The sequence below is a fragment of the Pedobacter sp. AC402 genome, assembly GCF_979252805.1.
The window spans coordinates 710,366-733,945 of record NZ_CEEDAI010000009.1; the positions used below are offsets into that span (position 1 = coordinate 710,366).

At 34.4% G+C, this 23,580-nt stretch carries 33 protein-coding genes; all 33 read left to right on the forward strand.

Annotated features, from left to right (window positions below; all coding sequences use genetic code 11):
- Positions 1-20 precede the first annotated feature (20 nt).
- The 33 genes from AC0IWE_RS13960 to AC0IWE_RS14120 all read left to right on the forward strand — a co-directional run bounded on the left by AC0IWE_RS13960 (position 21) and on the right by AC0IWE_RS14120 (position 23,520).
- Positions 21-260, forward strand: a complete 240-nt coding sequence (locus tag AC0IWE_RS13960) for a hypothetical protein (protein WP_471793506.1) — start codon at positions 21-23, stop codon at positions 258-260.
- 17 nt (positions 261-277) lie between these two features.
- Positions 278-562, forward strand: coding sequence for an O-methyltransferase (locus tag AC0IWE_RS13965; protein WP_471793507.1), 285 nt, complete (start codon positions 278-280; stop codon positions 560-562).
- 185 nt (positions 563-747) lie between these two features.
- On the forward strand, positions 748-939 hold the full coding sequence (locus AC0IWE_RS13970) for a hypothetical protein (protein WP_471793508.1): 192 nt from the start codon (positions 748-750) through the stop codon (positions 937-939).
- 19 nt (positions 940-958) lie between these two features.
- Complete coding sequence (locus AC0IWE_RS13975; RefSeq protein ID WP_471793509.1) at positions 959-1,723, forward strand: DUF268 domain-containing protein; 765 nt, start codon at positions 959-961, stop codon at positions 1,721-1,723.
- Positions 1,720-2,229: an alpha-1,2-fucosyltransferase gene (locus AC0IWE_RS13980; protein ID WP_471793510.1), complete on the forward strand. Its 510-nt coding sequence runs from the start codon at positions 1,720-1,722 to the stop codon at positions 2,227-2,229. Before AC0IWE_RS13975 ends, AC0IWE_RS13980 begins: the two co-directional genes overlap by 4 nt.
- A complete protein-coding gene (locus AC0IWE_RS13985; RefSeq protein WP_471793511.1) occupies positions 2,204-2,563 on the forward strand; it encodes an alpha-1,2-fucosyltransferase in 360 nt (119 codons plus the stop codon). The genes AC0IWE_RS13980 and AC0IWE_RS13985 overlap by 26 nt, the downstream gene beginning before the upstream one ends.
- A 4-nt stretch (positions 2,564-2,567) precedes the next feature.
- Positions 2,568-3,293, forward strand: coding sequence for a class I SAM-dependent methyltransferase (locus AC0IWE_RS13990; RefSeq protein ID WP_471793512.1), 726 nt, complete (start codon positions 2,568-2,570; stop codon positions 3,291-3,293).
- Positions 3,290-4,267, forward strand: a complete 978-nt coding sequence (locus AC0IWE_RS13995; protein ID WP_471793513.1) for a glycosyltransferase — start codon at positions 3,290-3,292, stop codon at positions 4,265-4,267. Before AC0IWE_RS13990 ends, AC0IWE_RS13995 begins: the two co-directional genes overlap by 4 nt.
- On the forward strand, positions 4,251-5,099 hold the full coding sequence (locus AC0IWE_RS14000; RefSeq protein ID WP_471793514.1) for an alpha-1,2-fucosyltransferase: 849 nt from the start codon (positions 4,251-4,253) through the stop codon (positions 5,097-5,099). Before AC0IWE_RS13995 ends, AC0IWE_RS14000 begins: the two co-directional genes overlap by 17 nt.
- Before the next feature lie 22 nt (positions 5,100-5,121).
- Positions 5,122-5,676, forward strand: coding sequence for a glycosyltransferase family 2 protein (locus tag AC0IWE_RS14005; protein ID WP_471794044.1), 555 nt, complete (start codon positions 5,122-5,124; stop codon positions 5,674-5,676).
- Positions 5,677-5,937: 261 nt separating this feature from the next.
- Positions 5,938-6,597, forward strand: coding sequence for a hypothetical protein (locus AC0IWE_RS14010; protein ID WP_471793515.1), 660 nt, complete (start codon positions 5,938-5,940; stop codon positions 6,595-6,597).
- Positions 6,567-6,854, forward strand: coding sequence for a hypothetical protein (locus AC0IWE_RS14015; protein ID WP_471793516.1), 288 nt, complete (start codon positions 6,567-6,569; stop codon positions 6,852-6,854). The genes AC0IWE_RS14010 and AC0IWE_RS14015 overlap by 31 nt, the downstream gene beginning before the upstream one ends.
- A 2-nt stretch (positions 6,855-6,856) precedes the next feature.
- Complete coding sequence (locus tag AC0IWE_RS14020) at positions 6,857-7,597, forward strand: DUF5672 family protein (RefSeq protein ID WP_471793517.1); 741 nt, start codon at positions 6,857-6,859, stop codon at positions 7,595-7,597.
- Position 7,598: 1 nt separating this feature from the next.
- Positions 7,599-8,150, forward strand: coding sequence for a glycosyltransferase (locus tag AC0IWE_RS14025; protein WP_471793518.1), 552 nt, complete (start codon positions 7,599-7,601; stop codon positions 8,148-8,150).
- Positions 8,151-8,567: 417 nt separating this feature from the next.
- The gene (locus AC0IWE_RS14030) at positions 8,568-9,308 is read left to right on the forward strand and encodes a glycosyltransferase family protein (RefSeq protein WP_471793519.1); all 741 of its coding nucleotides are present in this window, start codon (positions 8,568-8,570) and stop codon (positions 9,306-9,308) included.
- Positions 9,309-9,325: 17 nt separating this feature from the next.
- A complete protein-coding gene (locus AC0IWE_RS14035) occupies positions 9,326-9,787 on the forward strand; it encodes a glycosyltransferase (protein WP_471794045.1) in 462 nt (153 codons plus the stop codon).
- Complete coding sequence (locus tag AC0IWE_RS14040) at positions 9,780-9,989, forward strand: glycosyltransferase family 2 protein (RefSeq protein WP_471793520.1); 210 nt, start codon at positions 9,780-9,782, stop codon at positions 9,987-9,989. Before AC0IWE_RS14035 ends, AC0IWE_RS14040 begins: the two co-directional genes overlap by 8 nt.
- Positions 9,990-10,079: 90 nt before the next feature.
- On the forward strand, positions 10,080-10,265 hold the full coding sequence (locus AC0IWE_RS14045; protein WP_471793521.1) for a hypothetical protein: 186 nt from the start codon (positions 10,080-10,082) through the stop codon (positions 10,263-10,265).
- Between the two features lie 64 nt (positions 10,266-10,329).
- Positions 10,330-10,716 carry a hypothetical protein gene (locus tag AC0IWE_RS14050; protein ID WP_471793522.1) on the forward strand — a complete coding sequence of 129 codons (387 nt, stop codon included), beginning with the start codon at positions 10,330-10,332 and terminating at the stop codon, positions 10,714-10,716.
- Positions 10,717-11,048: 332 nt separating this feature from the next.
- Entirely contained in the window at positions 11,049-11,336 is a 288-nt protein-coding gene (locus tag AC0IWE_RS14055; RefSeq protein WP_471793523.1) for a DapH/DapD/GlmU-related protein, read from the forward strand.
- Entirely contained in the window at positions 11,329-11,865 is a 537-nt protein-coding gene (locus tag AC0IWE_RS14060) for a glycosyltransferase (RefSeq protein WP_471793524.1), read from the forward strand. The genes AC0IWE_RS14055 and AC0IWE_RS14060 overlap by 8 nt, the downstream gene beginning before the upstream one ends.
- On the forward strand, positions 11,840-12,256 hold the full coding sequence (locus AC0IWE_RS14065; protein ID WP_471793525.1) for a hypothetical protein: 417 nt from the start codon (positions 11,840-11,842) through the stop codon (positions 12,254-12,256). Before AC0IWE_RS14060 ends, AC0IWE_RS14065 begins: the two co-directional genes overlap by 26 nt.
- A gap of 59 nt (positions 12,257-12,315) precedes the next feature.
- Positions 12,316-13,194, forward strand: coding sequence for a hypothetical protein (locus AC0IWE_RS14070; protein WP_471793526.1), 879 nt, complete (start codon positions 12,316-12,318; stop codon positions 13,192-13,194).
- Positions 13,195-13,239: 45 nt separating this feature from the next.
- Positions 13,240-13,965 carry a glycosyltransferase family 2 protein gene (locus tag AC0IWE_RS14075; RefSeq protein ID WP_471793527.1) on the forward strand — a complete coding sequence of 242 codons (726 nt, stop codon included), beginning with the start codon at positions 13,240-13,242 and terminating at the stop codon, positions 13,963-13,965.
- A 252-nt stretch (positions 13,966-14,217) separates the two neighbouring features.
- Positions 14,218-15,180, forward strand: coding sequence for a glycosyltransferase family 2 protein (locus AC0IWE_RS14080; protein ID WP_471793528.1), 963 nt, complete (start codon positions 14,218-14,220; stop codon positions 15,178-15,180).
- A 92-nt stretch (positions 15,181-15,272) separates the two neighbouring features.
- Positions 15,273-16,448: a glycosyltransferase family protein gene (locus AC0IWE_RS14085; RefSeq protein ID WP_471793529.1), complete on the forward strand. Its 1,176-nt coding sequence runs from the start codon at positions 15,273-15,275 to the stop codon at positions 16,446-16,448.
- On the forward strand, positions 16,445-17,755 hold the full coding sequence (locus AC0IWE_RS14090) for a glycosyltransferase (RefSeq protein ID WP_471793530.1): 1,311 nt from the start codon (positions 16,445-16,447) through the stop codon (positions 17,753-17,755). The genes AC0IWE_RS14085 and AC0IWE_RS14090 overlap by 4 nt, the downstream gene beginning before the upstream one ends.
- Positions 17,756-18,123: 368 nt before the next feature.
- Positions 18,124-18,957 (forward strand): glycosyltransferase family 4 protein, encoded by an 834-nt coding sequence (locus AC0IWE_RS14095; RefSeq protein WP_471793531.1) that lies wholly within the window; start codon positions 18,124-18,126, stop codon positions 18,955-18,957.
- The gene (locus AC0IWE_RS14100) at positions 18,938-20,011 is read left to right on the forward strand and encodes an acyltransferase family protein (RefSeq protein WP_471793532.1); all 1,074 of its coding nucleotides are present in this window, start codon (positions 18,938-18,940) and stop codon (positions 20,009-20,011) included. Before AC0IWE_RS14095 ends, AC0IWE_RS14100 begins: the two co-directional genes overlap by 20 nt.
- 6 nt (positions 20,012-20,017) lie before the next feature.
- Entirely contained in the window at positions 20,018-21,103 is a 1,086-nt protein-coding gene (locus AC0IWE_RS14105) for a hypothetical protein (RefSeq protein ID WP_471793533.1), read from the forward strand.
- 38 nt (positions 21,104-21,141) lie between these two features.
- Positions 21,142-21,414: a hypothetical protein gene (locus tag AC0IWE_RS14110; protein ID WP_471793534.1), complete on the forward strand. Its 273-nt coding sequence runs from the start codon at positions 21,142-21,144 to the stop codon at positions 21,412-21,414.
- 1 nt (position 21,415) lies between these two features.
- Positions 21,416-22,675: an XrtY-associated glycosyltransferase XYAG1 gene (locus tag AC0IWE_RS14115; RefSeq protein WP_471793535.1), complete on the forward strand. Its 1,260-nt coding sequence runs from the start codon at positions 21,416-21,418 to the stop codon at positions 22,673-22,675.
- Positions 22,675-23,520 (forward strand): glycosyltransferase family 2 protein, encoded by an 846-nt coding sequence (locus AC0IWE_RS14120; protein WP_471793536.1) that lies wholly within the window; start codon positions 22,675-22,677, stop codon positions 23,518-23,520. Before AC0IWE_RS14115 ends, AC0IWE_RS14120 begins: the two co-directional genes overlap by 1 nt.
- Positions 23,521-23,580 lie beyond the last annotated feature (60 nt).

Here is a 23,580-nt window from a genome sequence, read left to right on the forward strand (position 1 = left end):
GCACATCATGGAGTACACCTATGGTGCTAGAAGCAGGCATACATGAAATACTATTTAAGGAAACCGATATCTTATTCAGCTCAGGACAATATCTACTCAGCTTAGGTTTTTCCTATTTAGGTGAAACACTTTACTATGCTGAACAAATTGCAGCAATTACGATCTCCGATATATCTGCATCTCAATTAGACAAAAGCATTTTAAAAACATTCGGCACAGGTATGTTCCTAAACCCGATGAAGATAGAGATGACATTTTAAAAATAAAAAAATATATTATGGGCATAATCAATTTTTCTGCGCCAAAAAACTTAATTGCCAGCATCTGTAAAAAAATTGAAATCAAAAATTTCATTGAAACTGGCACCTACAAAGGCGGAACCGCATTATGGGCAGCTACATTATTCGAGAACGTATATACTATCGAAATTGATGCTGAGACCAGCAACAATGTGAAAGAAAGCGTAGATTGTCCACAAAATATTGAATTTATCATTGGCGATAGCAGGGATCAACTGCCCTTGCTGATGCAAAAAATTTCAGGTAGGAGTTTTTTTGGCTAGATGGTCATTGGTGTTGGGGTGATGCTGGTTTAGAGGATGAGTGTCCTCTTTTAGAAGAACTGGCCGCATTAAAATCTATTGATGATGCTATAATTTTTATTGATGATGCCCGATGTTTCTTAGGTCCACCACCAGCACCGCATGTTGTAGAAAAATGGCCTAAAATCGACGAGATATTTGCTGTTTTGCGGCAACAGTTCCCCAATCATATCACAACTATTATTGATGATGTAATAGTTTCATATCCACAGGATGTAAAGATAGTTGTTGAAGAATATTGGAAAACTACTTATGATGAGCGTTACAACCAAACTGCTGTTTTTTATGAGAACAAACCCTCGGTATTGAAAAGATTTATAAATAAATTTTTTATTTAAGATTTGCCGTGCTACAAAAATGAATATCAGATCCAAACTTAGAAAATTGAGCCTTGTTAAAGGGTACTTCAATGCCAAATACAATCGTTTACTGGTTAAAGATTTTAAAAGCGATTTCCAGAAATTTAATGAAAGTGCTGGCGGTACTGTAAAAAGATTTAAAGATAATCCTAGCATTAAAGCTTATTTAAATGACAAAAGTTCAAATACAGTTATAGAACCACATTATACCTACCACCCGGCTTGGGCAGCTAGAATAATTGCGAAGAACAAACCTCTAAAGCACACTGACGTTTCCTCGATATTACATTTTTCTACAATAATCTCGGCTTTTGTACCTACAGATTTTTACGATTACCGACCTGCGATTGTAAAATTGGAAAATTATTCTTCCAATCACGCTGATTTGACTGATTTACCCTTTGAATCTGAAAGTATTGTATCCTTATCCTGCATGCATACCATTGAACATATTGGATTGGGTCGCTACGGCGATCCTATTGATTATGATGGCGACCTAAAAGCGATCAGTGAATTAAAACGCGTTTTAGCACCAGAAGGCTCTCTGCTGATCGTAACCCCTATTGGAAAACCTAAAATAGTATTTAATGCACACAGAATATATTCTTATGACCAGATAACTTCTTATTTCGCAGATTTGAAACTAATTGAGTTTTCGCTTATACCAGACAGTTTTGAACGGGACAGTATTATCAATAACGCATCGAAAGAACTGGCAGATCAACAAGAATGGGGTTGTGGCTGTTTTCACTTTAAAAAATGATAGGTATTAAACTTTCCGGCAGACTGGGAAATCAGCTTTTTCAACATGCATTTGCCTATTCAATTGCAAAAAAAATGGGTACGACATTCTTTTTTGAAGATTCCGAGCAAGAATATCTTGTATCAAAATATTTCCAGGTAAATTTTCCGTTATGGAGTAGGATGATGAGGTGGTTAAAAAATGTACCTCGAACAAGCAATTTAATAGCGCGAATATATAAGTCAATATTCAAGGAAATAACTTTGGATGATAGTTCCAACCCTGCATTGGAAATTGCAAAATCGAGAAACTGGTCAATTATTTCTGGTTATTTTCAATCTCTTCAATATTTTGAACATGAAGCTGAATCAATTAGAAAACAATTTCAAATTAAGACTAAGTACGCTATAAATCCTTCAGATTATTTTATGAAAGACGATGCGTCAATTGTAGTCCATATCAGAAGAGGTGATTACTTGACAACATATTTCGAACAAAATAATGAAAAAGAAAATCGCTATAAATAAAGAATATTTTGTTGATGCTATTGCGCAGATTAAAAACACGATCGTTAAAAAGTATAAAATTTATATTTTAAGCGATGATATTAATTTTGTAAAAGAAGAATTCAGGGAATACGAAAGTGAATTTATCTATCTTTCTAATTGTGCTATCGTTGATTTTCAATTAATACAACATGCCGATTATCTTGTTTTATCTAATAGCAGTTTTTCTTGGTGGGGAGGATTTCTGAATATAAAGGCTGCCAAAATAATAGCTCCAAAATATTGGTGCGGTTTTGAGCATCAACAGCTATTTCCACACTCTATAGATTATAAACTCAACTGGCACTGGATTTAATATTATGAAAAACTACATTCACCATACGAGCTTGCATAACACGAATGCAGCTGAGGTGGTTATTCCTTTTATTTATGAGATGCTAAAACCTGAATCAGTATTGGATATTGGCTGTGGGCTGGGCACTTGGTTAAAAGTTGCTAAACTACATGGAGTAAAAAAAATCTTAGGAATTGATGGAAATAGGGCTTCAAAAGAAATAATGGAAATAAGTGAGGAAGAATTTTTGGAATACGATTTGACGCAGCCTATTTTACTTAAAGAAAAATTTGCGTTTGCCATCTGCCTGGAAGTAGCAGAACATCTACCTGAAGACGCAGCGGATAAACTAATTCAAACTTTAACCAGCAATAGCGACGTGATACTTTTCTCAGCCGCCATACCTGGCCAAGGTGGTCAAAACCATATAAATGAGCAATGGCCAGAATACTGGAGACTACTTTTTAACGAAAAGGAGTTTTATCCAGTTGATATTCTAAGACCTATATTTTGGGAAAATCCAAATGTTGATTGGTGGTATAAGCAGAATATGTTAATTTATACGACAAAAAACAACATAGTTCGATACGGACTGAGTGAAGCTAAAATTGTTAATCGTTATATTCACCCTGAACTTCTTAAAAATAAAATGAATGAATATTATTGGCTGGAAAAGAAAATCGAATATGAAGCCAATAACCCTAAATTTATAGCTTCATTAAAAAACATGATTAAATCATTGAAAAGATGATTAACACAACAGATGGCATAACTGTGATCATATGCTGTTTTAACAGTAGTAAACGGATATCTGACACATTAAATTATCTCGCGCAACAAGAAACATCCTTAAAAATACCTTGGGAAATTATAATAGTAGATAATGCATCAACTGATGATACGGTAACTATTGCGCAAAATGAGTGGCAAAAATACAATACAACATGCCAATCATTTAAATTAATTACTGAACCTACCTTAGGATTAACTTTCGCAAGAAACAGAGGAGTAAAAGAGGCACGATTTAATGTAATTATTTTCTGTGATGACGATAATTGGCTTGATAAAGAATATCTTCAAATTGCCTATCAAACCATATCGAACAATCCAAAGATAGGTGCATTGGGTGGGCAAAGTACGGCTATATCCACAATGCCTTTACCTTCATGGTTTGAAAATGCAAAATCTAATTATGCTGTTGGAAAACAGGGCGCAAAATCAGGCGATGTTACTGCAAGAGAATTTTTGTGGGGCAGCGGGATTGTAATAAAAAAAAGTTTGTATGTTGCTGCTTTTCAAAATTTCCCTTCAATACTAACAGGTAGGAAAGGAAAAAATTTAACTGCCGGTGAGGATTCTGAGATGTGCATGAGATTTATCATAATGGGCTATAGACTTTTTTACTTAGAAGCATTAAAGTTCCAACATTTTATCGCTGAGGAGCGTTTAACAGAAACCTACAATAAAAATCTGCAAGAAGGTTTTTATCAAGCTTACAATGTACTTAAGCTATATACAATACTTAGAAATTTAAAAACCACAAATACATTAAAGAAAACGAAGCTCTTATTGACTTCTATATTAAAACTCGCCTTATTTAAAACTTTAATCGAGGAGGAGAATTTGTTCCTTTACTTAGTAGGGGGGAAAAAATATAAAAGTATGAACCCAAATGTGAGAGGAATTAAACTTTTTTTAAAAAAAGCCAATGGTTATTGTAGCTGATCGAAACGGACAATTATGTAACCGTTTATTTCATTTCAGTTATTTTATTGCAAATGCGATTGAATTTAATTACTCGCTTATTTACCCATATTTTGAAGAGTATGCTCACTACTTTGAAAATGAAGACAATCAATTTATCTTAAATTACCCTATCCGTATAAAAATAACACAAAATAAATTTATAGATAAAGTAATACGTTACTCCTTAAGAAATTATAGATTACCCCTGCCTAAGGTGAGGTATATTGACATACATAAGTCCCAACAGAAAATTTATGACCTTAAAAATGCCGATTTTCAAAAATTGGCTAAAAACAATGTTGTAGTTACCTACGGTTGGTGCTTTAGGGATGAAGAAAATTTGAAAAAGCATAGGTTTATTTTAAAGTCACTTTTTAAACCGCAGCCCATATTTGCGGCAAAAGTAAATAGCATAATAAACACATTACGAGCTAATTATGATTGCATCGTTGGTGTACATGTTAGACGAGGAGATTATTTGGCATGGGAGGAGGGGAAGTTTTACTATGCTGACAACGTGTATATCAAAAAAATGGAAGAATTTATTTTAGCTATGAACTATGAGCAAAAAAAAATCTGTTTCATAATATGCTCGAATGAAGATATCGACACCACTTCGTATCAGCAATTTAACATTCATCACAATATAAATCATCCGATGGTTGATTTATATACACTTGCAGCTTGTAATTACATCATAGGGCCTCCAAGTACCTTTAATCAGTGGGCATCCTTTTATGGTAATGTTCCATTATTTTCTATATTTTCAGCAAACAAAATTTTAAATATTAATAGTTTTTCAACCTACTAACATTAATCCCTTTTTTTCAATTATTGTTCCAACTTTTAACTCATCGGCAACGTTAAACCGATGTATTTCTGGCATATTGAACCAGGATTTCTCAAATTATGAGGTGTGGTTTATTGATGGTGAATCAACAGATAATACCCTCGAGATACTAGCCGGATATAAAGACAAACATTCGTGTATTAATTTTATCACAGAAAAAGACAAAGGGATATACGATGCAATGAATAAAGGTATTGGACTATCGAATGGCAACTGGCTATACTTTTTGGGTAGTGATGATACTTTCTACAGCAAGGATGTACTTAATGTTGTAGCCAGTAGCATTAAACAGCATACTGATGAAGTTGTATATGGTAATGTGATTATGCGGGGACAAAACCAATGGAATCTAGACAATGTAATTTTTGATGGCGAATACACCATACAGAAGTTTATCGATAAGAATATCTGCCATCAGGCCATGTTTTTTAAACGATCGGTTTTTGAAAAAAATGGTCTATTTAATTTAAAATATATTACAAATGCCGATTTTGATTTTAACCTAGGCGTTATGCTAATAGTAACTTCCGTTATATAGACCTAATTGTTGCCAATTTTTATGTTGGTGGCCAAAGCACCATGAATGAAGATTATAAGTTTCATACAGATAGAGGTGCTTTGCTACTAAAGTATTTTGGGAGAAGAATATTTGGTTCATCTTTTTTAAATGCCCGTTTATATATACAACAAGCAGCGTTGAGCAAAACATCGCCCCTGCAATTCAGCGATCGATTATTTTGTTTTTTGGCGTATACTAAATTAAAAGTACAATCTATATTAATGTCCTAAACATCCTACTTTGTACGAAGTTCCTATTTTATTACTAATTTTTAACCGGCCCGAAGAAACACAGCAGGTTTTTAATGTAGTGAAAAAACGCATGCCCAAATACCTGTACATAGCTGCAGATGGGCCAAGGGATGCCTTTGAAGCACTGCTTTGTGAAAAATGCAGGGAAATTATTAAAGAAATTAATTGGGACTGCGAGTTAAAAACGCTGTTCCGTGATGAAAATCTTGGCTGTGGCGAAGGACCAGCAAATGCGATAACATGGTTTTTTAACGAGGTAAATGAGGGAATCATTTTAGAAGATGATTGTTTGCCGAATGAGAGCTTTTTTAATTATTGCGAAGACCTATTAATTAAATACCGCCACAAAGATAATATTAAAATGATTTGTGGAACTAGCTATCAAGCAGAGCCTTTGGATGAAAATTCATACTATTTTTCTAAATATGTTCACGTGTGGGGCTGGGCCAGTTGGCGTAGGGCATGGAATGAATATAATTATTCGATTCAAACCGAAACAAATGAGAATAGATCAGCGGTAGTAGATAAAACTTTTGCCAATAAAAAAGAGAACGCAAGCTTTGGAAATATAATCTTGGTATTATTGTTAATGGACTCGATGCCTGGGATTACCAGTGGATGTATTGGATATGGAAAAACGACGGTTTAAGTATAATACCTTGGAAGAATACAATTTCTAATATTGGCTTCGGAACAAAAGCTACGCATACCCATGATGAAGCATCCAATCAGTCAAAAATGGCACAATATGAAATCATAAACATTAAACATCCGCTTAATATTTCATTACACCGCAAAGCCGATAAATTTGAAAGGTATAAAATACTCATACCAAAACCAATGGATTATTACAAAAGCAGGTTAAAATCTGCATGTAAAAAACTGCTCAGAATAATATCATTTTAAAGATGAGAGATATTGTCGCTGTAATTATCCCTATTTATAAAAATCAATTAAATAAGGATGAAATTATTTCTTTAAGGCAATGCTTGAATATACTAAGTAAACATCCCATTATTTTTGTAGGTCCTGAAAGTATGCAAACTCAAGTATATGAGGCAATTTGCATTAACAAAGTTAGATTTGAAATTGTAAAATTTAAAAATGAATATTTCGAAAATATTCATGGCTACAACAAATTAATGCTTTCATCTTTTTTTTACAGGCATTTTTTATCCTATCGTTTTATCTTGATTTATCAACTTGACGCCTATGTATTTAAGGATGAACTTTTATTCTGGTGTAAAAAGAATTATGATTTTATTGGTGCGCCACATTCACCACATGAAAATAACAATGGTGAGATACAGTTTTTAAAGGGCTATCATAAAATCGTTCGGTTTTTTAACTCCATATTCAAAACCAAACGTAAAGTTAGTAATGTTGGTAATGGAGGCCTTTCATTAAGAAAGACATTAAGTTTTTATTTCCTGCTAAAGTTATTAAAACATAAAAAAGATCGTTGGGGAGAAAATAATGAAGATGGTTTCTTTAAATATTGGGGAAATATTCTTTACCCATTTTTTAAATTGCCCAACGATGATGTTGCGCTTCGCTTTTCAATTGAGACAAATCCGGCCCAATCCCTAAAAAACTCGGGAATCAACTGCCTTTTGGATGTCATGCTTTTGATAAATACGAACCGCTAACTTGGAAAAAATACATCAACCAAGATCAATCCCTTTGAAAATAAAGACTAATTTATTGCCTGCTGAATATTCTAGTGAAAACTTTAATAGTGGTACCTGTAAATTGAATAAAATAAAGTTTTCTTCTTCGGGTTTGCTCGCGCATCTTCCTGAAAAAATTGGCAAAACGGGATGGCCATGGAATGAAGAATGCGATCCGAAAATATATACTAAAAAAGCAGACTGGCCGAAAATAACAATTGTTACACCTTCTTATAATCAGGGAGCTTTTTTAGAACAAACAATAAGATCAGTCCTTTTACAGAACTATCCAAACCTGGAATATATTGTTATTGACGGTGGTAGTTCGGATAATAGCAGAGAAATTTTAGAAAAATATAATCATTGGATTAGTTACTGGCATTCAAAAAAAGATAATGGTCAAAGCCATGCTATCAACCAAGGCTTAACTATGGCATCTGGCGAATATTATGGATGGATTAACAGTGATGATTATTATACTGAGGCAGGCATTTTCTCAACTTGTAACCAAAATTACGGAAAACAAGGATAAAACATTTTTCTACGGTTGGGGCTATAGCCTTGAGATGGTAAATGGCAATGCAGTTTTTCATCAACAGAAGCCCCGGTATCAATTTAAAAGATACATCAGAATACCTAACTTAATTCAACCCTCTTGTTTTTGGCATAAAAGTATTCACGAGCCAATATGGGAGGAACTTGTTTGCAGCATGGATTTTGAATTGTGGGTGCGTATTTTCCCGAAATCGAATCCATATTATATTAAAGATTATCTTTCGGTTGCAACAATACATGATGATGCAAAAACTTATAATGAACACTTTAAAAAACACTGGCAGGATGATCATGAAAAAATTATTAATAGACATGGTGCCTTCACTTATTTCTCTTGGAAAAAAATAATGTTTGAGCTAAAAATACTGTCGCTGATAAAAAAGTTATATAGAAATTGAAGGTTGTATTTAGTATATATGATGGCAACAACATCATAAACGGCATCAATACCTGGCTAATAAGGCTACTACCAGCATTATTAGCCAATGGATATGAGGTACAGGTAATTGCTATTCTTTGGGCAGATGAACAGCAATGTACAGCCATACCTATATTTAAAAGATTAGGGGTAAAATGCACAACTATTCCTTATCCCCACTACACAGAGGATATAATTAAATGGATTCTGAAGTATTTTAGAAAAGAAAATCCTGATGTTTTTGTTCCGGGTAATATGATTCCGGCAATTTATGCTTCAGCGTTAATTTCTGCAAACGGAACTTCGATCGTAGGTATTCTTCATAACGACGATGAGTGGTACCAAACTTTAATCAACGAATTTGTTGCTCCTCCCAATATTCAATATTTCGACACTTTGGTATCAGTTTCGACAGCATTAACAAAAAAAGTCCATCAAACAAATAAACAGATAACGTTAAAGCAAATTCCTTACGGCGCATCCGTATCGCACAAAAGTGCAAATTTTAAAAGTGATGAGGTATTTCGAGTAGCTTACATCGGAAGAATCGTGCAAGAACAAAAACAAGTTAAAGATGTGATAACTCAATTTTGTGAGTGTGCTTTAAGTATCCCAAACACAGAATATCACATTTATGGTTCTGGGCCCCAAATGAATGAAATATTAAAAGTAAAACAAACCTATGGATCCCCTCAAACGTTATTATACATGGCTTAGTTATTAATATTGAGGAAATTTTACCGAGTTTACATGCCATTGTACTTTTATCTGATTATGAGGGAATACCGGTAGCACTAATGGAAGCAATGGGATGTGGAGTTGTTCCCATTTGTAAAAAAATCGATTCAGGCATTCCTGAACTTGTTTTTAATGATCAAACGGGAATATTAATCGATCATCCTCATGAATTAAAATCAGCCATCAAAACGTTAAAATCCAATGTACCCTATTGGTCTGAATTATCTGCAAATTCAAAAAAATATATCGAAAGAAATTTTTCATCTCAAAAAAATTTAACTGACTGGATGGATTTGCTTGAAAGCTTGATGTTGAAAAGAAAGCCACATATACCTAAATCACAGCACATAAAGCTACCAAAATCGAATCTTGTTTTTGCAGATGTAGATATGAGAAAGCCGTCTGTATGGTTTAGAATATATCGTAAAATCAGAAGAATATTAGTGAAGCATGTTTAGTCTTCTGGTACCTGTTTATAATGCCGAAAAATATATCATTCCGTTTTTGGAAAATATTGCCGCGCTATCTATACCATTTGACGAGGTTTTATTTTATGACGACGCCAGCACCGATAATTCTATACAAATTCTAAAAGAACACAACCAAACTGTAATTTCAGGTAATGAAAACCAAGGCGCAGAAATGCCAGAAATATTTTAGCAAAACTTGCAAAAAATAATTGGTTTCATTTTCACGATATTGATGATCTTCTACACCCTGATTATCTAAAGGAACTTTCATCCGTAATTAATGAAAATCATCACAATGCAGATGTTCTTATTTGCAATGTGGATTCGGAACGATGAAAAAAACAACATACTAATACAATGGGAATATAAAAATGCAGAGCTTCATGTAAGTCCTGTAGCTTACACCATTTCTCATCCTATTGGTGGTATTAATGGTCTCTTCTTAGAAAAAAGACGTCTTCCATAAAATTGGCGGTTTCAGAACGGATTTAAAAATTTGGGAAGACGCTGATTTTCATGTTAGGCTGGCCATGGCAGGGTGTAAATTTTATATTGTAGAAAAGACACTTTCAATCTCTACTCGGAGAGCAAATTCATTAAGCAGTAATCAGAAGCTAGGTTGGCTTTTAAGGTTAGAATTATTAAAACAGTATCAAAAAGCAAATAATAATGATTTACAGATATTAAAAGCTGTGGGCTTTGAAGCTCAAAAGGCATCAAGCGAACTTATAATATTAAAAGATTATGTAAGTGCGAAACGTGCATTGATGCTGAGTGAAGAGTGCCATTTTAAAGTGCCTGCAAGCAACAATTTACTCTGGCGGATCGCCAAATCATTTTTATCCCAATCAGTTAGAATAAGGCTAAGAATTATCCAATTAAAATATAGCTTTAGAGATACAGGATCTGCTTCTTAGCATTGCTTATTTTCTGAGCCATAGGTGAAAACAATAGCTAACTACCAATAACACATTAATTAAAATTGAGGTCAACAATATTAAAAATCCGTAATCTTCTCTTTACAGCATATTACATTGCCAAGGGGCTTAAAATTGGTAAAAAAGTAATTTTCCGTTCTCAAATTTCCCTTAAAAATGGATTTCGTAATGGAAAACAAGGAATGATAATGATCGGAGATCGATGTGAAATAACAAAAGGATGTGTGTTAAAATCATACGGTGGAAAGATAACTTTAAACCAAAATACCTTATTTGGGTGAATATGTGATAATTTACTGGGCAATGGCGATGTGGAGAAATGGGAACTGATTACGCTCATTGCCATGCATACCTGTATTTTGAGTTCGAATCATACTATTCCTATTAAAGGATTAACGATTAGATCTCAACCAGATGTTCTATTGCCTGTTAATATCGGAAACGATGTTTGGATTGGTGCAGGCTGTAAAATTCTTGGTGGCGTTACTATCGGCAGTGGTTGCATTATCGGAGCTGGATCTGTTGTGGCAAGCGATCTTCCCCCCTATGCTATAGCCGTTGGTGTTCCTGCCAAAATTATAAAATATAGAAATGATTAGTTTTTTATCGGTTATTCTACCTACTTACAACCCTGATGTGAGTATCTTACAAAGAACAATCATTGCGCTTGAAGAACAAACATTGCCACAGAATAATTGGGAGCTTATTGTAGTTGATAATAATTCTTCAAGTCCTTTCGGCCATGCTATTACACTACCAAAAAATGCAAAGATCATTTTCGAAGAAAACCAAGGATTAACTTTTGCCCGTGTAAAAGGATTCAAAGAATGTAAGGGCTCAATGATTGTTATGGTAGATGATGACAATATTTTAGACAAATATTATTTAGAAAATTGCATTTCGATCTTTAGCAAACATCCGAACATGGGTGCCATTGGAGGGAATATAGAAGGAGATTTTACCACACCCCCACCTGCCTGGGCGAAAAACTTTTTTTCATTATTGGCGGTCAGGAATCTTGGTGATGAAATCTTGATAACAAATCAAAAACAGGGAGAGGATATGAAAATATATCCGCTCTTTTTCCCCAGTAGGTGCAGGCATGGCAATAAGAGCGGAAGCCCTTGATGGATACCTGATTGAAGTAGATCAGAATAAATATCAAATTGCCGATAGATCAGCCGATAATTTAGCATCGAGCGGAGACAACGAAATTGTAATGCAAATAATTTTAAGTGGATATGATATCGGATTTTTTCCTGCATTAAAGATGAAGCATGTTATTCCAACCCAACGCCTTAACAAAAACTACTTGGGTAAGTTGAACAAGGGAATTATGTATTCCTGGACATTTTTTTTAATAAAATACAAACAGTGCCCATGGAAACGCTTTCACAAAATTACTTTGAAGCTGAGAACAATAAAAGCATTTGTAAAATATCGTCCGTGGAGATCTCCGACTAATTATATCAAATACAATGGTGTTATCGGCCAGTTACAGGCACTTACCAATAGGTAAATATAATATGGATGTTTCAAAACATAGTTAATAAATTATACCGAAACCCAAGGTCGTTATTGAGTACCTGGAAACGTTTTGGCGGATATTTCGAATATAGCCGTATGCTTAAGGCTGAAAAGGAAATGATTATTGCTTCTAGGAAGATTTATATAAGAAAGCCTTTTTCAGATTTAAGTTCACTAAATGTTTCATTTTTAACAGGCATCAAATATTGGCATCAAACTATTTTTTGCGCGCACACCCTTCAACAACTTACACATTATCCTATTCATTTTATATTTTATGATGATGGGACTTTTAATGAGGAGTCGATTTCGTACTGTAAAGGACAGATAGAAAATTGTTCGTTTGTTACTGCATCTGAAATAGAAAAAAAACTTAACAAACATTTACCCAAAGAAAGGTTTCCTTATTTACACCACAAACGGCTAGTTTATAAGCACATACGAAAAATTACCGATATACACGTAGGTAATACTGGATATAACCTGGTACTTGATTCGGACATGTTATTCTGGCAAGAGCCAACTGAATTAATTAATTGGCTTAAAAACCCGCATAATCCATTTTATATTTATGATGTGCAAAATTCCTATGGATTTCCTAAAGAAGAGATGGAAAAATTATTGTCAGCGCGCATAGCAGATAAAATAAATGTTGGTGCTTTTGGTTTTAGAAGTGAAGAAATTGATTTTGGAGCCCTAGAATCATGGGCAAAAAAATTAGAGTATAAATTTGGTAACAGTTATTACTTAGAGCAAGCACTTTCTGCAATGCTAATTGGCGAAAAGCCTTCAACAACAGCACCTTCAGAAAAATATATTGTTTATCCAGATGAAGAACTAGTAAACAAAAAACAGGGAATATTGCATCATTATGTTGACATTTCAAAAAAATGGTATCTTTGTTCGGCCTGGAAAAATGTCCGCATTTAAAATTATCAACAGATCAGCTGTTCTTTCAAAATTTCTTCGCATTTAATGCATCCTCTTGTTTCTGTAATCATCCCCCTCCATAATGCTTCACGGTATGCTGGTGAAGCAATTGAAAGCATAATCAATCAGTCTTATCAAAATTGGGAACTTATTATTGTAGATGATGGTAGCACTGATAACTCTTTACAAATTGCTAAAACTTATCAGACTGACCGGATAAAGGTTTATTCCATAGCAAATAAAGGAGCAGCTTACGCAAGAAATTTTGGTTTTAATATTTCTAAGGGAGAATTTATTAAGTTTTTTGATGCTGATGATATTGTAAACGCTGAAATGTTATGGGATCAGATCAATATCGTTTTAGACAACCCTTTAAGTATAATATCAAGTAAATGGGGGCGGTTCTACAATAATGAGCTCTCAACATTTAAACTAAATCCCGAAAAGTGCTGGCAAGATATGCGGCCAATTGACTGGATTTGCAGCAGTTGGGAAAATGGTGAATCTATGACTCAAACAGGTATGTTCTTAATTCCGCGAAAGCTTCTTCTACAGTATGGCCTTTGGAATGAAAAGCTGAGCTTGATAGATGATTTTGAGTTTTTTACGAGAATAATACTCTCATCTGAAAATGTAAAATTTTGTCAACGTGCAATCCTATACTATAGGTCAGGGCAAAACAACAGCCTGTCTAAAACTTTAAGTAGAAAAGGTATAGAGTCAGAGTTATTGGCAATTTCAAAAACTAGCTACCTCGGAGCTGCTTTCTAATGAGAATTCATGTAGAACGAAAAGGGTATCAGCTTTGGCCTTTGCAAAATTTGTTTATAGCAATTATCCAGCGCATGGAGATCTTTTAAACCAAGCAGAGGCTGCTATAAGTAAATTAAGCGCTATAGATTTTATAGAACTCTTACCTGTAAGGTACAGATTTATAGGTAGAATATTTACTTGGAAAGTAGTTAAGTACCTAATTTTTATAAAGGCTAAACTAAACTTAAAATTGCATTCCAATTTAAGAAAATGAGCACTGTAAAAGTATTTATACCTACCTATAGGAGAAATATTTCATTAAAAAGAACCGTTCAAAGCCTTCTTAACCAAACATTTACAAATTGGGTCTGTGAAGTACATAACGACGATCCAAATGATAGATATCCAGAAGAGTTTATTAATAATTTGAACGACAAAAGGTTCTCCTTTCATCAACACCACGAAAATTTAGGCCCCGTAGCAACTTTTAATATGATGTACGCTGATACATCTTGTACATATGTGAGCTTACTTGAAGATGATAATTGGTGGGAACCCGAATTTCTATCAGAAATGGTAACCATAATGGATAAACATCCTGCTGCAAAAATGGGCTGGGCCAATATGCACCTATGGAAAGAGGATAAGACAGGTGAATCAATAAACATGAACAAAACAATTGAACCTGTTAATGAGGCGGACTATTTAAAAATAATCAATCACCCACATTTTAAACAATCTTTTTCTGCATTACATTCCAACGGAGCAATGCTTGTTAGAAATACACAGTTAAACAGTTATGTACTGCCGCTTTCGATTAGATTTGATTATATCGAACATTTCAGAGAAAGAAAATTTGGTTATCCTATTTTATTTAACAGCAAACCCTTGGCTAATTTTACAATTACACAAAATACCAGCCGAGAAAGTGCTATCAAAGGACAGCATGAACATGCTATTATGTTATTGAGTAGTTTCATTATTAAAAACAAACCTAATAAATCTATTGCAGCAGAAATATGGGCCGAAATGAGACAGTCTCCCGTAAAGACAACTAATGTATTGCTATATGCAGCAATAACATTTAATAACTGTAGGTTCTTAATTAAACACTCAACTATCAGCGACTGGATATTCTTTGTTCTTTACAATATTAAGCATCCCACCATATTATATAATTGTATAATTTCCATGAAAAAGCATCGGCAGTTATGGAAATATTTAATTGAATAATTTTCGGAACCAAATTTTATCAAAACGATTTAACTCATTTAATGTATTAGAGTGAGACTTATGCTTACCAATAACATCCCAACAACATAGTTTTGAGCAAAATTTTATTAATTAGCCCTTTTCCACCAGCACAAAACCCACGTTTGCTCAAAGAATATCATGTACTGAAAGCCAACGGATATAATGTAAAGGTCCTATTTGCAGAAAAGAATAAATGGGCATCATCACACCAACGGTCGTTAAATGACGATTTTATATTAGTAGGTGGTAAATATGGCTCAGCCTACTATTATTTCACAAGGTTGGCCCACAAGCTTACTAAGAATATTTTACCAATTGATTTAGTTTACCACCGTGTATCTTGGCTATTGTATACTAAAGCCAGGATGTTTGATGCTGATTTATACATCGGTCATAATTTAGCTTCACTTTCTGTGATTGTCAAACTAGCAAAAAAAAATAACAAGAAATGTGGTTTTGATGCTGAAGATTTCTATCGGAATATTGACAGCGACGATCATCAGGATTTAAATTATAAAAATGTGAAGCAAATTGAAGATAAATATATAAATCAGATAGATTATTTAACAACTGCCAGTCCGCTTATCAATAAAACATACGAAAAACTTTATCAAAACTTATGCGGAATCACGATCAATAACGTCTTCCCCTCTAAAAATAATGCAAGCCCTATTATTATTAATAAGGAAATTAAGCTATTTTGGTTTTCTCAAACGATTGGCAAAGGCAGAGGTTTAGAATTAATAATTAAAGCCTTATCTCATTCTGAAAATACTTTTGAACTACATCTGTTAGGCGACATCAATATGTCATACAAAGATTATCTTTTTAAATTAGCTGAAAAATGTAGATCGAAGCTTTTTTTTCATCAACCTATTGGAAGCTCCGAACTGCTAGATTTTGCTGCACAGTTCGATATCGGATTAGCTACCGAAATCGGCGCGCCTCTAAACCGTGATATCTGTTTAACAAACAAAATTTTCACTTACATTCAATCCGGGCTTGCAACCATTGCAACAGATACCAGTGCCCAAAAAGATTTTTTTGCTAATTATCCGGATATTGGCTTCGTTTTTAAAAAGGATAGTTACGAAAATCTGGCCACTATTCTTGATCATTATTTCACAGACAGACAACTCCTTTTGAAACATCGCATTCGTGCTTTTCAACTTGGACAAGATAAATTAAATTGGGAATACGAAAGCCAAAAATTTCTTAACTTAATTGCCAATACACTCAAAAATTGAAAAAAGTCTTAATCATCTCCCCATATTTTGTCCCTTCAAATGCTGCAGATATGCAACGGGTAAGGATGAGTTTGCCATTTTATCAGGATTTTGATTGGAGTGCAGAAATTGTATGCGTTGGAGAACAGTATACGGATGCTGTTTTCGATTACCTTTTAAATGATTCCGTTCCGGCACACATCAAAATTCACAGGGTTAGTGCCCTACCTAAAAAGCTGACTTATAAATTTGGTTTAGGCAGTATTGCTTTAAGGTCGCTTTGGTTTTATAAAAGTTATGTTAATCGTTTATTAAGAAAAGAAAAGTTTGATCTTATCTTTTTTTCTACTACGCAGTTTCCTGTATGTGCTTTAGGCCCTTATTGGAAAAAGAAATTTGGCATACCGTACATTATTGATATGCAAGACCCCTGGTTTACCAACTACTACGAAGATAAACCTAAATACAAAAGGCCAAAAAAATATTGGTTCTCCTACCGTTTGGATAAATATTTAGAACCTGTGGCGATGAAAGATGTTGATGGTATAATGTCAGTATCGGATGCTTATATTGATGATCTTATTAAAAGATATCCTCATCTTGCAAAACTGCCCACTGCCACCATCACTTTCGGTGGATTTAGGCAAGATCTTGAAATTGCGGCGAATCATAAAAATGAACTTAAACTTGCTTATGATAACAGCCCTGCATTTAAGCATATTGTATATGTTGGCAGAGGGGGCTTTGATATGCAAAAAGCAGTAATGCAATTGCTTAAAGGGTTTAAAATTGGATTAAAAAAAGATTTCAAGAACTTTCAGAAACTGAGATTTCATTTTATTGGCACCAGTTATGCTCCTTTAGGAAGTGGCGAAAAAACACTTTTTAGCGTAGCAGAGAAATTAGGTGTAGGAGATTATGTAACAGAACAAACCGACAGGATATCTTTTTATGAGAGTATTTTTAACCTGCAAAGTGCTGATGCACTTTTTATACCCGGCCATGAAAAACCAGCTTATACAGCATCAAAAATATATCCTTATATTATGACGGAGAAGCCAATCTTAGCCATTTTTAATTTGGAAAGCAGTGCGGCACAATCTCTTATAGATTGCAGGGCGGGCTACGTTGCTGATATATTAAATTATAAAACGGCAATGGAAACCATATATACTTTTTTAAAAGGTGTTGCAGATCATACTCTAGCTAAGCCAGAAACTGATTGGACGGAATTTGAGCAATACCGGGCAGAAGGAACTACTAAAAGACAATGTGATTTATTTGATTTAAGCATTGAAAATCATCAGACGAAGCACTTGTTATCATAGATTTAGCCAACGGATAATTTAGATTATAAAAAAACCATTTGAAAAAGCTGGCCATCGTTATTTCGCATCCTATTCAATACTATAGTAAAGTATTTGAGTTGTTAAGTAAACAATGTTCATTAATGGTGTTTTATACGGCCGGTAAAATAGATGGGCTGAATTACGATGCTGGTTTTGGCAAGACTATAGAATGGGACATCCCTTTATTGGAGGGCTATAATTATACTTTTGTGAAAAACCTAGCAAAAAAGCCAGGATATAATCACTTTTCCGGAATTAAAAATCCAGATTTAATAACGTTAATTGGCCAATTTGAACCTGCAGCCATACTGGTTTATGGCTGGGCTTTTCAGAGCCATTTAACTGTAATGAGGGATTTTAAAGGAAAAATACCTGTGTGGTTTAGGGGGGATTCTACTTTGTTGGATGATCGACCAGGGTTAAAGAACTTGAGCAGAAGATTTTTTTTAACCTGGGTTTATAGCCATATTCATACCGCGTTTTATGTGGGAACAGCCAATAAGGCATATTTTAAAGCTATGGGAGTGGCAAATTATAAACTGATCCATGCTCCACATGCTGTAGATAATGACCGATTTGGACAAAGCAGAAAAGAGGAGGTAGTGAAATTACGGGCCCATCTGGGTATTACTCAAAATGAAATCTTAATCTTATATGCCGGAAAGTTCGAGGAGAAAAAAAATCCTCTAATTTTACTGGAAGCCTTTCTTAATTTAAATCATTCCAATACCCACCTTCTTTTTGTAGGAAATGGTGAGTTGGAAGAAAAACTTAAAAATACAGCCCTTCGGCAAACTCAGGGTGACAACCGTAATGAAAGAATTCATTTTATGGATTTTCAAAACCAGCTTACGATGCCGGTGATTTACCAGGCTTGCGATTTATTTTGCCTACCTTCAAAAGGGCCTGCAGAAACCTGGGGATTAGCTGTAAATGAAGCCATGGCAGCGGGGAAGGCAGTATTGGTTTCGGACAAAGTTGGATGCGGTAAGGACCTTATACAAGAAGGTAAAAACGGGTATCTATTTGAATCAGAAAATGAAATAGAACTTAAAATAAAGCTGGAATTGATGTTAACACGAGACTTAATGGAAATGGGGGCTTACTCACAAAAAATAATACAAGATTGGTCGATAGAGAAACAAGTGGATGCAATAATCAATGCAATTGACAAAAGGTAGAATAAAAATTCTGGATGCATTGAGAGGTCTAGCTGCCTTAATCGTCCTTTTTCATCATTTTATAGTATTTAATAGCCATAAGATTAAACCCCTTGTAAATTTCTCAGTTTGGAATACTATAAATTTTATTTCTGAATTGAATGGTGAAGCAGTTTTATTTTTTTTTATTATATCTGGTTTTTGTATAGGTTTGGCTCAAAGAGGTTTTGCACCGGCAAATAGAACTGAAAGCAAAATATACTTTTATAAAAGGCTAAGAAGAATTATGCCTATTTATCTTTTTGCTTTGTTTATCACTTTTCTCTGTGGTGTGATAACAGAAAAATCAAATGATGATGCTGCCTATCATTTAACCAATTTTTTAGGCAACTTATTATTCTTGCAGACACCTTCGAGCACTGCACATTGGTTTACTCCATACGGAAACAACGGACCATTATGGTCATTAAGTTATGAAATGTTTTTTTATGTTTTCTTTGTTTTATTCTCTTATTTACTGACAAAACTTTCATTAAACAATTCTACCATAATTTCAATTTTGCTAATGCTGTTAACAGTTGGATGCATTACATTAAATTATTATTTATATTTCACGCCATGGTTTAGTTATGCAAGTTTATTCGTGGTTTGGTATTATGGTTACCTGCTATTTCAATATTATTCACAAAACAAAAAAAATGATATTCTATTCATTATTATTTTTATCCCAGGTGTAATTGCTTATCTCGATCCATCACTTCTACAATCTGATACCTTAAAAATAGTATTTAAGGGTTTAGTACTTGTTAGCCTTTATTATTGGGTGCTTCGATTACGAACTGTTGTAAGCGTTAAAAAATATTTGGAAAAAATAGTATCAGTAATTACTTTTTTATTTTATTTCGTAGGTAGGGGAAGCTATGCTTTATATGTGATACATTATGTCGTTTTGACTCTTTGTAGCTTCTATAAATTGAATTTGTTAGAAACAGCAGTTATTTTACTATTTACGATCTTATTCTCCACCAAACTCGAAGAATTTGTTCAAAAATATAGGCTAATAAAAACCACATAAATTAATTTGAAAAAATTCAAATCAATAAATTCATCGGGTAAAATATTTCTTGCGATATTACTAATATATGCTGTAAGCAGTACTAACCCATTATTAACAATTTTTGCTGTACTTATTCCATTTATCCTGTTATCGCTGGTATGGAAAAAGAATGAGTCGCCTTTTATTTTTATTGGTTTAATGCTTCAATGGCTCTCCATTAATATTAAAGTATTTTATGCAAATTTTGAAAGAATTGATTTTGCTAGCACATTTGAAAACTATAAAAATATTGAAGAGGCCTTTTATTATAGTAACACTGGTTTACTATCTATCGGACTAGGTCTTTTTGTTATATTACGTAAGTTCGATTTAGCAGATGTAGATTATTTTAAACATGCTTTAAAATATGATTCAAGAAAGATTATACCTGTTTATATCATTGTGACCATCCTATACCCCATAATTTCGGACGGATCTTTTAGGTTTGGAGGATTACAGCAACCCATCTCCAAGATTGCTGATTTTAAATGGATGGTGTTTTTTATTTTCATGTTGAGCTGCCTTTATACTAAGCAGTTTAAATTATTCATAATTATTGCCGTTGCAGAAGTGATTATGAGCTTAACGGGTTTTTTCTCCAGCTTCAAAGACTACTTTTTAGTCATTTTTGGCGGCATGATCATCATTTATAGCAAAGATTTGAAACCGAAACAAATATTGCCCCTAGCTGCAGTTTCTGTAAGTTTAATGTATGCCTTAATTCTTTGGCAATACGTAAAACCTGAATACAGGCAGTACCTTAATGGTGGAGCTATGAACCAAAACAGTATTCGCTCCACGGGCGAATCACTATCCAAACTCGGAGAGTTGGTTGGGAAAGTTAATCAGGATGATATCGCTCTTCTAGGCTTCAAACAAACCGTTGACCGTTTATCCTATATTGATTTCTTCTCGGCAACAATCGACTATGTACCCAGGGTTATTCCGCACACGCATGGCAGGTTATGGGGTGACGCAGTAGGCCGGGTACTTCAGCCCCGTATTTTCTTCCCAAATAAAGCCGCTATTGACGATTCTGAAACGACTCGGAAATATTCAGGTATGATGTAGCTGGAACAGAACAGGGAGCATCAATCAGTTTAGGTTACATGACTGAAAACTATATCGATTTTGGTGTACCAGGAATGTTTATCAGCTTATTTGGCTATGGGCTGTTAATAGGCCTTGTTTATAAATATGTAATGACCAGCAGCCCTGATAAATTAATTGGTACTGCGATGATTATACCCTTGTTTATTTTAATTTATTTATTTGAATCCGCATTGAATAAACTCATTGGTGGGTTATTGATGTACTTACTCATTTACGAGTTGATCCGCCGTTTCGCGTTAAAAAGATTTTTACAACAGATTAAAATTTAATTTGAAAATCATCCAAATCACAGCCTCCTATAAACCCGCCTTTATTTATGGAGGACCAATACAAAGTGTGGGTAAATTGTGTGAAACGCTAAGTGAAGTTGTTCAACAAAAAACCTTCGACTACGCTCAGGATGGCAAATACCCAGTATTAGAAGTACTTACAACTAATGCCAATGGTAATGAAGAACTCTTAGTAAGCATAGGCAAACCTGTTTTGGTTGAGGGGGTAAAAGTAACCTATTTTAAACGGTGGACTAAAGATCACAGTCATTTTTCGCCTGGATTATTGTGGGGTTTAAGAAAAGTCCTTCGACACCGCATCGTACTGAATGCAAGCTTAGTTCAGAGCGACAGCAATATTAAAATACACAAGATTGAAACGCCAAACGCCAAACTCATTATTCATATCCATGCCTGGTGGAACCTGGTTTCGGTTTTGAGTTGTTGGCTTGCAAAATGGTATAAAATACCTGTTATACTCTCTCCCAGGGGAATGTTAACTTCTTACACCCAAACCAACCGCAATTCATTTTTTAAAAAACTCCTGCATCAATCGATAGGAAAAAAACTCTTGCAATACTGCCATATCCACGCCACGAGTGAGCACGAAAAGAAAGATATACTCGAAATTGTTAGCCCAAAAAGCATTACTGTAATTCCTAATTTAGTAAATATACAAAAGCCAGTTTTCGGTTCACAGTTAGCAATATCCAACGGTAATCCGCCGGTATTCCGCTTAATTTTTCTTTCACGTATTGAAGAAAAAAAGGGACTTGAATTGCTTTTCGAAGCACTTTCCTTACTGGAGATAAACTGGCAGTTAACCATTGCGGGTTTGGGGAAAGCAGCATACCTGGAAAGCTTGAAATTAAAAGCCCAAAATTTAAATCTCCGGAAGCGTATTAATTGGATTGGGCAAGTGGATAACCAAAAAAAATACGAATTAATGGCCCAACATGATTTACTGGTTTTAACTTCCTTTAATGAAAATTTTGCCAATGTGGTAATCGAAAGTTTGAGTGTTGGAACGCCTGTTTTAATTTCAAACCAGGTTGGCTTATCAGATTATGTTATCAATCGGCAACTGGGCTGGGTATCAGCTTTGAAAGCTATTGACATTAAAGCAACGTTATTAAGATCGTATGAAGATCATGAAAGCCGGCACAAGATCCGCCAAATGGCACCAGAAATGATCAACAAAGATTTTGATGACCAGGTTTTGGCCAAACGGTATTTAAAACTTTACGATCAGGTGGTTTAATGAACAGCGAATTCAGTATTATTATTTTAACCTTTAACGAGGAAGTTCATCTGCCCCGATTGCTGGAATCGATTAAAGATTTACAGGCAAAAATATTTATTCTGGATAGCGGAAGCAGGGATGGAACTTTAAAGATTGCCAAAACCTACGGTGCGGAAATTAAAGAGCATGCTTTTATCAACCATCCCAAACAATGGGATTTTGCTTTGAAAAACTTCAATATTACCACTCCCTGGACCATCGGACTGGATGCTGACCACGTTGTAACCCCGGCACTTTTTGCGCAACTTATACAGTTTAAGGATGCAGATTATGAAAACATTAACGGGATTTATTTTAACCGCAAAAACTATTTTCAGGGAAGCTGGATCCGCTATGGTGGCTACTACCCGCTTTATCTGTTGAAAATGTTCAGAACGGGGATCGGTTATTCGGACTTAAATGAGAATATGGACCATCGTTTTATTGCCCCGGGTAAAACTGTTACCTGGAAGAACGGGCATTTGCTAGAGGAAAACCTCAAAGAAAACGACATCAATTTCTGGCTGCAAAAACATGAAAAATATAGCGAGCTTATTGCCCAGGAAGAGGTTGAAAGGATGCAGAACTTACGGATTCAAACCTTGAAACCAAATTTATGGGGCAATCCGGATGAAAAAAAAGCCTGGTTAAAAAGGCTTTGGTGGAAGTTACCGCTCGGTTTACGCCCCTATTTATATTACAGCTACCGGATGGTGTTCCAATTGGGCATGTTGGATAATAAAACCGCCAGAAAGTTTCATTACCTGCAAGGACTCTGGTTTAGGAAACTGGTGGATAAAAAAATAAACAGATTATTAAACTGATGATCAACAAGGTTAGTAATTAATCAAAAAAAGAAAAATCATACCTTTATACCGAATTGC